The organism is Frateuria sp. (genome assembly GCF_035695185.1).
Lineage (GTDB): Bacteria > Pseudomonadota > Gammaproteobacteria > Xanthomonadales > Rhodanobacteraceae > Frateuria_A.
In genome coordinates, this window is sequence record NZ_DASSES010000066.1 from 1 (window position 1) to 6225 (window position 6225).

At 70.1% G+C, this 6225-nt stretch carries 6 protein-coding genes; all 6 read left to right on the forward strand.

Annotation, left to right across the window (positions count from 1 at the left end; genetic code table 11):
* Nucleotides 1–1707: flagellar biosynthesis protein FlhA (locus VFH59_RS04775; RefSeq protein WP_325163741.1), on the forward strand; the 1707-nt coding region annotated here is incomplete at its 5' end.
* Nucleotides 1708–1818: 111 nt separating this feature from the next.
* Nucleotides 1819–3261 (forward strand): flagellar biosynthesis protein FlhF, encoded by a 1443-nt coding sequence (gene flhF / locus VFH59_RS04780; protein WP_325163742.1) that lies wholly within the window; start codon nt 1819–1821, stop codon nt 3259–3261.
* Nucleotides 3262–3275: 14 nt separating this feature from the next.
* Complete coding sequence (locus VFH59_RS04785; RefSeq protein WP_325163746.1) at nt 3276–4202, forward strand: MinD/ParA family protein; 927 nt, start codon at nt 3276–3278, stop codon at nt 4200–4202.
* 1 nt (nt 4203) lies between these two features.
* Complete coding sequence (locus VFH59_RS04790; RefSeq protein ID WP_325163743.1) at nt 4204–4974, forward strand: RNA polymerase sigma factor FliA; 771 nt, start codon at nt 4204–4206, stop codon at nt 4972–4974.
* Between the two features lie 89 nt (nt 4975–5063).
* Nucleotides 5064–5471: a chemotaxis response regulator CheY gene (locus VFH59_RS04795; protein WP_325163744.1), complete on the forward strand. Its 408-nt coding sequence runs from the start codon at nt 5064–5066 to the stop codon at nt 5469–5471.
* Nucleotides 5468–6109 carry a protein phosphatase CheZ gene (locus VFH59_RS04800; protein ID WP_325163745.1) on the forward strand — a complete coding sequence of 214 codons (642 nt, stop codon included), beginning with the start codon at nt 5468–5470 and terminating at the stop codon, nt 6107–6109. The genes VFH59_RS04795 and VFH59_RS04800 overlap by 4 nt, the downstream gene beginning before the upstream one ends.
* Nucleotides 6110–6225: the final 116 nt, after the last annotated feature.

Consider the following 6225-nt stretch of genomic DNA (forward strand, 5'->3'; position numbering starts at 1 on the left):
ACCATCATCAACTTCGTGGTGGTCACCAAGGGCGCCACCCGCGTGTCGGAAGTGACCGCCCGCTTCACCCTGGACGCGATGCCCGGCAAGCAGATGGCGATCGACGCCGACCTCAACGCCGGCCTGCTGACCCAGGAACAGGCGCGCGAGCGCCGCCAGGAAGTGCGCGAGGAAGCGGACTTCTACGGCTCGATGGACGGTGCCTCCAAGTTCGTCCGCGGCGACGCCACCGCCGGCATCCTGATCCTGTTCATCAACATCGTCGGCGGCTTCTTCGTCGGCATGTTCCAGCACGGCCTGGGCGCGGGCGAATCGGCCAAGACCTACACCCTGCTGACCATCGGCGACGGCCTGGTCGCGCAGGTGCCGGCACTGATGCTCTCGATCGCCACGGCGGTGATCGTCACCCGCGTGTCCAAGTCGCAGGACATGGGCAAGCAGGTGATCGGCCAGGTGTTCGGCCAGCCGCGCGCGCTGGCGGTGGCCGGCGCGGTGCTGGGCGTGATGGGGCTGATTCCGGGCATGCCGAACCTGGCCTTCCTGCTGCTGGGCGGCTGCTGCGGCGGCGCGGCGTACCTGATGATCAAGCGCGAGCGCGAGACGAAGGAAAAGCTCGCCGAGGCGGTCGCCGAGCCGGCTGCCGCGCCCGCGGTCCCGGCCGAACGCATGGAACTCAACTGGGACGACGTGGCCAGCGTCGATCCGCTCGGCCTGGAAGTCGGTTACCGGCTGATCCCGCTGGTGGACACCCACCAGGGCGGCGAGCTGATGGGCCGGATCAAGTCGGTTCGGCGCAAGCTGTCGCAGGAATTCGGCTTCCTGGTGCCGGCGGTGCACATCCGCGACAACCTGGACCTGGGTCCCAACACCTACCGCATCACCCTGATGGGCGTGCCGATGGGCGAGGCCGAGGTGCACAGCGAGCGGCTGATGGCGATCAATCCCGGCCGCGTGCACGGGCCGCTGCAGGGCATCCAGACCCAGGACCCGGCGTTCGGGCTGGAAGCCGTATGGATCGAGCAGGGCCAGCGCGAGATGGCGCAGAGCCTGGGCTACACCGTGGTCGATCCGGCCACCGTGGTGGCCACGCACCTGTCGCACATCCTGCAGACCCACGCGCACGAGCTGATCAGCCACCAGGACGTGCAGCAGCTGCTGGACCGCCTGGCGCAGACCGCACCGAAGCTGGTCGAGGACCTGGTCCCCAAGCGCATGGCGCTGGGCGTGGTGGTCAAGGTGCTGCAGAACCTGCTGGCCGAGCGCGTGCCGATCCGCAACATGCGCACGATCGTCGAAACCTTGGCGGAGCACGCGGGGCAGAGTCAGGATCCCGGCATGCTCACCGCCGCCGTGCGCGTCGCGCTGGGCCGCCAGATCGTGCAGGAAATCACCGGGCTGGGTACCGAGGTGCCGGTGATCACGCTGGCGCCGGAGCTCGAACAGATCCTCATGAATTCGCTCTCCGGCGGCGGCGTGGCCGGCGCGGCGGTCGAACCGGGCCTGGCCGACCGCCTGCAGCAGAGCGTCGCCGACGCCGCGAGGCGCCAGGAAATGAGCGGCGAGGCGGCCGTGTTGCTGGTCGCGCCGCAGCTGCGACCGTGGCTCGCGCGCTTCACCCGCCACGTGGCACAGAACCTGCACGTACTGGCCTACAACGAGGTGCCGGACAACCGCAGGGTGCGGCTGGTCCAGGCGCTGGGACGTTAAAGGCCGGGAGACGGGCATCGTGATTCGCCAGTGGCACATGCAGACAGCGCAAGGCCCGCGGGGCGCCTGCGCGGCGGACACGATGGCCGCCATCCGCTTGCGGAGCAGGCAATGAAGATCAAACGTTTCGTGGCGCCGGACATGCGCCAGGCGATGCGCGAAGTGCGCGAGGAACAGGGCCCCGACGCGGTGATCCTGTCCACCCGCCGGCTGGACGAGGGCATCGAGATCATCGCCGCCGTCGACTACGACGAGGCGCTGGTGCGCGAGGCCGCGCGCCACGGCGCGGCGCCCGCGCCCGCCGCGGAGCCGCCGGCGTTGCCGGCCCGCGCCGCCACGCCGCCTCCGCCGCCTCCGCCGCCCCCGCCGGCGCGCGAGGCACGCGTCGAAACGCTGGCGCCCGCCAATCGTCCGACGCCGGTCGAGAGCGCCGCGAAGGCGGCTCCCGCCGTGGCCCCGGAGGAAAGGGAACCGAAGCCGGTACGTGCCGAAGCGCGCGCCCCGCACGCGGCGCCCCGCGCCCAGGCCGAAGGTCTGGTCCAGGCGAAGGCCCCGGCACCGCAGCCGCCGCAGGCAGCGGAAGTCCCGGCCGAGCCTGCGGTGCATCCGCTGATCGAGCGCGCCGCGCAGGACACCGTGCGCATGCGCGCCGAGCTGTCCAGCCTGCGCGAGATGCTCGAGATGCAGCTCTCCAGCCTGGCCTGGAACGACATGGAACGTCGCCAGCCGATGCATGCCCGCGTGCTGCGCGAGCTGACCCGGCTCGGCATCGACGCCGACGTGGCCCGCGCGCTGGCCGACGAACTGCCCGCGCAGATGACCCCCGAACAGGCGCGCTACCTGCCGCTGGGCATGCTCAGCCGCGGCATCGCGGTCAGCGGTCGCGGGCGTTCGGAGGAGCGCGGTGTCACCGCCCTGGTCGGACCGACCGGCGTGGGCAAGACGACCACGCTCGCGAAGCTTGCCGCCCGCGCGGTGGTTCGCCACGGCGCCTCGCAGGTCGCGCTGGTCAGCACCGACCACTACCGCATCGGCGCCGCCGCGCAGCTGGAACACTACGGCCGCCTGCTCGGCGTGCGCGTGTACCCGGCCTACGACGCGCAGAGCCTGCGCCAGGTGCTGGAACTCCTGAAGGGTTGCCATACCGTGCTCGTCGACACCGCCGGGCTTGCCGGCAACGACCCGCGGCTGGCCGAACAACTGGAGGCCCTGGGCGAGGCGGGCGAGCTGCGCGTCTGCCTGGTGCTGGCCGCCAACGCGCAGGCGCAGTCGCTCGACGAGGCCGTGCGCGCCTACCTGCCGGCCAAGCCGCACGCGGCGATCCTGACCAAACTCGATGAGGCGCCCAGCCTCGGCGGCGCGCTGTCGGTGCTGATCCGCCACCGGCTGGCGCTGGACTACACCACCGACGGCCAGCGCGTGCCCGAGGACATCGCCGCCGCCGACGCACGCCTCCTGGTGTGCCGCGCCGCGCAGGCGCTCAAGGGCCAGGTGCCGGCCGCCGAGGAGGCGGTGCTGGCCGAGCGCTTCGGGACGATGGTGGCCCAGGCATGAGCGGAATCCTTGCAATGAATCAGGCGTGGGGCTTGAAAGACATGTTCAATGCGATCACGGGCGAGCGCGACGGTGCGCCGCCCGCACCGCACAGGCCGCACCAGGCGGGCGACCTGGGCGCACCGCGCCGCCGCTGCCGCGCGATCGCGGTGGCCGGTGGCAAGGGCGGCGTCGGCAAGACGACCGTGGCGGTCAACCTGGGGATGAGCCTGGCGATGGCGGGGCGCGACGTGATGCTGCTGGACGCCGACATGGGCCTGGCCAATGTCGACGTGCTGCTGGGCCTGGCCCCTTCGCGCCACCTGGGCCACCTGCTGGACGGCTCGGCCGCGCTGGAGGAACTGGTGCTCGATGCCCCGCACGGACTGAAGGTGATCCCGGGCGGCTCCGGTGCGCGCCGCCTGGCGCAGCTGGGCAACGGCGAGCACGCGGCGGTGATCCGCGCCTTCGACGAGCTGCCCAGGCCGCCGGACTACCTGCTGGTGGACACCGCCGCGGGCCTGTCGGACAACGTGGCGATGTTCGCCGCGGCCGCCGACGACGTAGTGCTGGTGGTCTGCGACGAGCCGGCCTCGCTCACCGACGCCTACGCCCTGATCAAGGTCCTGAGCCGCGACTTCGGCGTGCGCCGCTTCCGCTTCGTGGCCAACCTGGTGCGGAACCTGGGCGAGGCCCGCGCGCTGCACCAGAAGCTGGCCAAGGTCAGCGACCGCTTCCTGGACGTGGTGCTCGATTTCTTCGGCTTCGTGCCGCAGGACGAGCGGCTCAAACAGGCGATCCGCCGCCAGAGCGCGGTGGTGGACCTGTGGCCATCGGCGCGGTCGTCGCAGGCATTCAAGCAATTGGCAGGTGCGGTCGATAACTGGGAGGAACCCGCGCGCGCGGGCCTGGATCGCATCGCCTTTTTCGGTGGCCAGGCCGTGTCGGCGTCGGGGTGGTGAGATGAGCGTGGCATCGGAATATCTCCAACTGCAGCGACAGAGCGCAGATGAGTTGGTGCGTCAGCACGCACCGCTGGTGCGACGTATTGCCTATCACCTGATGGGGCGGCTGCCGCCCAGCGTGGATGTGGGCGACCTGATCCAGTCGGGCATGATCGGCCTGCTCGAGGCGGCCCGGCACTACGCCACCGACCGGGCGGCCAGCTTCGAGACCTATGCCGGCATCCGCATCCGCGGCGCCATGCTGGACGAGTTGCGCAAGACCGACTGGACCCCCCGATCGGTGCACCGCAAGGTGCGCGAGGTCGCCGAGGTGGTGCGCCAGATCGAGATCGAGACCGGTGCCGACGCCGAGGACGCCGAGGTGATCAAGCGCCTGGGGGTCAGCGCCGAGGAGTACCACCAGATCCTCGCCGACGCCGCCAGTGCACGCTTGCTCAGCCTGACCGCGCCGGACGATGGCGACGGGGCGCCCGCCTTCGACGTGGTCGACCAGGCCAGCATGGGTCCGGCCGAGAGCATCGAGCAGGACGGCCTGCGCCAGGCGCTGATCGAGGGCATCTCCAGCCTGCCCGAGCGTGAGCAGCTGGTCATGTCGCTGTACTACGAGCAGGAATTGAACCTCAAGGAAATCGGCGCCGTGCTCGGCGTGACCGAGTCGCGCGTGTGCCAGATCCACGGCCAGGCGATCGTGCGGCTGCGCGCGCGCATGGGCGACTGGCGCGACGGCGAGGTGGAACCGAAGAAAAAGAAGGCGGCCAGGCGGCAATAGGCAAAGTCATCGAGTCGTTCCCGTGTTCCCGGGTGCGGCTCCACGAAGAGGCGGGTGTTCGCGGCAACCCTCGCAACGGAGAAAAAGCGTTGGACAAGAACATGAAAATCCTCGTGGTGGACGATTTCTCCACCATGCGGCGCATCGTCAGGAACCTGCTGGTGGAACTGGGCTTCACCAACCAGCTGATCCAGGAGGCCGACGACGGCAACAACGCGCTGACCATGCTGAAGAGCCAACCGTTCGATCTGGTGGTCACCGACTGGAACATGCCCAACATGACCGGCATCGACCTGCTGCGGGCGATCCGTGCCGAGGCTTCGCTCAAGGGCCTGCCGGTGCTGATGGTCACCGCGGAGAACAACCGCGACCAGATCATCGCCGCGGCACAGGCGGGCGTGAACGGCTACATCGTCAAGCCGTTCAATGCGGTCACGCTCAAGGAAAAACTGACCAAGATCTTCGAGCGCCTCGCCGCAGCGGGAGCCAGCGCATGAGTGCCGTGCTTTCCACCTTCGACGAAGCCGCGCTGCCGCCCGAGCTCAAGGACCTGCTCAACAGCGAAGACGGCGCCGCCTTCGAGCATGCGCTCGATGCACTGGTGCGCCAGCGCGAGCAGCACCTGTTCCGTGCGCTCGGCCTGCTCGCGCGCGACCTGCACGGCGCGGTCAGCCGGCTCGGCAACGACCTGGCGCAGGAAGGCGTGCCCGGGCGCGTCGCCGACGTGCGCAAGCACCTCAACGACGTGCTGGAGATGAGCGCCCAGGCGGCCCATCGCAGCATCGATTTCGCCGAGCGGATGAGCCCCGAGGCCGACAAGCTGGCGCAGAGCGCCGAGCAGGTGCTTGCCTCGGCGGCCCCGTGCGATCCGGTCGCCGACCTCGCCCGCCAGGCGGGCAGCTTCGCCGGCGCCTGCCGCGAAGGGCTCAACGACATGGTGATGGCGCAGTCCTGGCAGGACCTATCCGGCCAGCGCATCAAGAAGGTGGTCAACTTCATCGAATCGGTCGAATCCTCGCTGCTGGAGCTGGTGCGCCTGACCGGTGCCCTGTCCGGCCGCGAGCCGCCGCCGGTGGTGGAGAAAATCTCCGGCCAGGACGAGGCGGACCGCCTGCTCAGCGAATTCGGTTTCTGAGCGGATCCGGAGCGAGCATGGATCCCTCACTCGACGCCGAACTGCGCGACGATTTCCTGGTCGAGGCCGGGGAACTGGTCGAGCGCTTGTCGGAACAGCTGGTCGAGCTGGAGGCC

What these genes read in the sequence shown, in the direction of transcription:
- flhF (WP_325163742.1), top strand. Translation starts at nt 1,819, where the DNA reads ATGAAGATCAAACGTTTCGTGGCGCCGGACATGCGCCAGGCGATGCGC.
- VFH59_RS04785 (WP_325163746.1), top strand. Translation starts at nt 3,276, where the DNA reads ATGAATCAGGCGTGGGGCTTGAAAGACATGTTCAATGCGATCACGGGC.
- VFH59_RS04790 (WP_325163743.1), top strand. Translation starts at nt 4,204, where the DNA reads ATGAGCGTGGCATCGGAATATCTCCAACTGCAGCGACAGAGCGCAGAT.
- VFH59_RS04800 (WP_325163745.1), top strand. Translation starts at nt 5,468, where the DNA reads ATGAGTGCCGTGCTTTCCACCTTCGACGAAGCCGCGCTGCCGCCCGAG.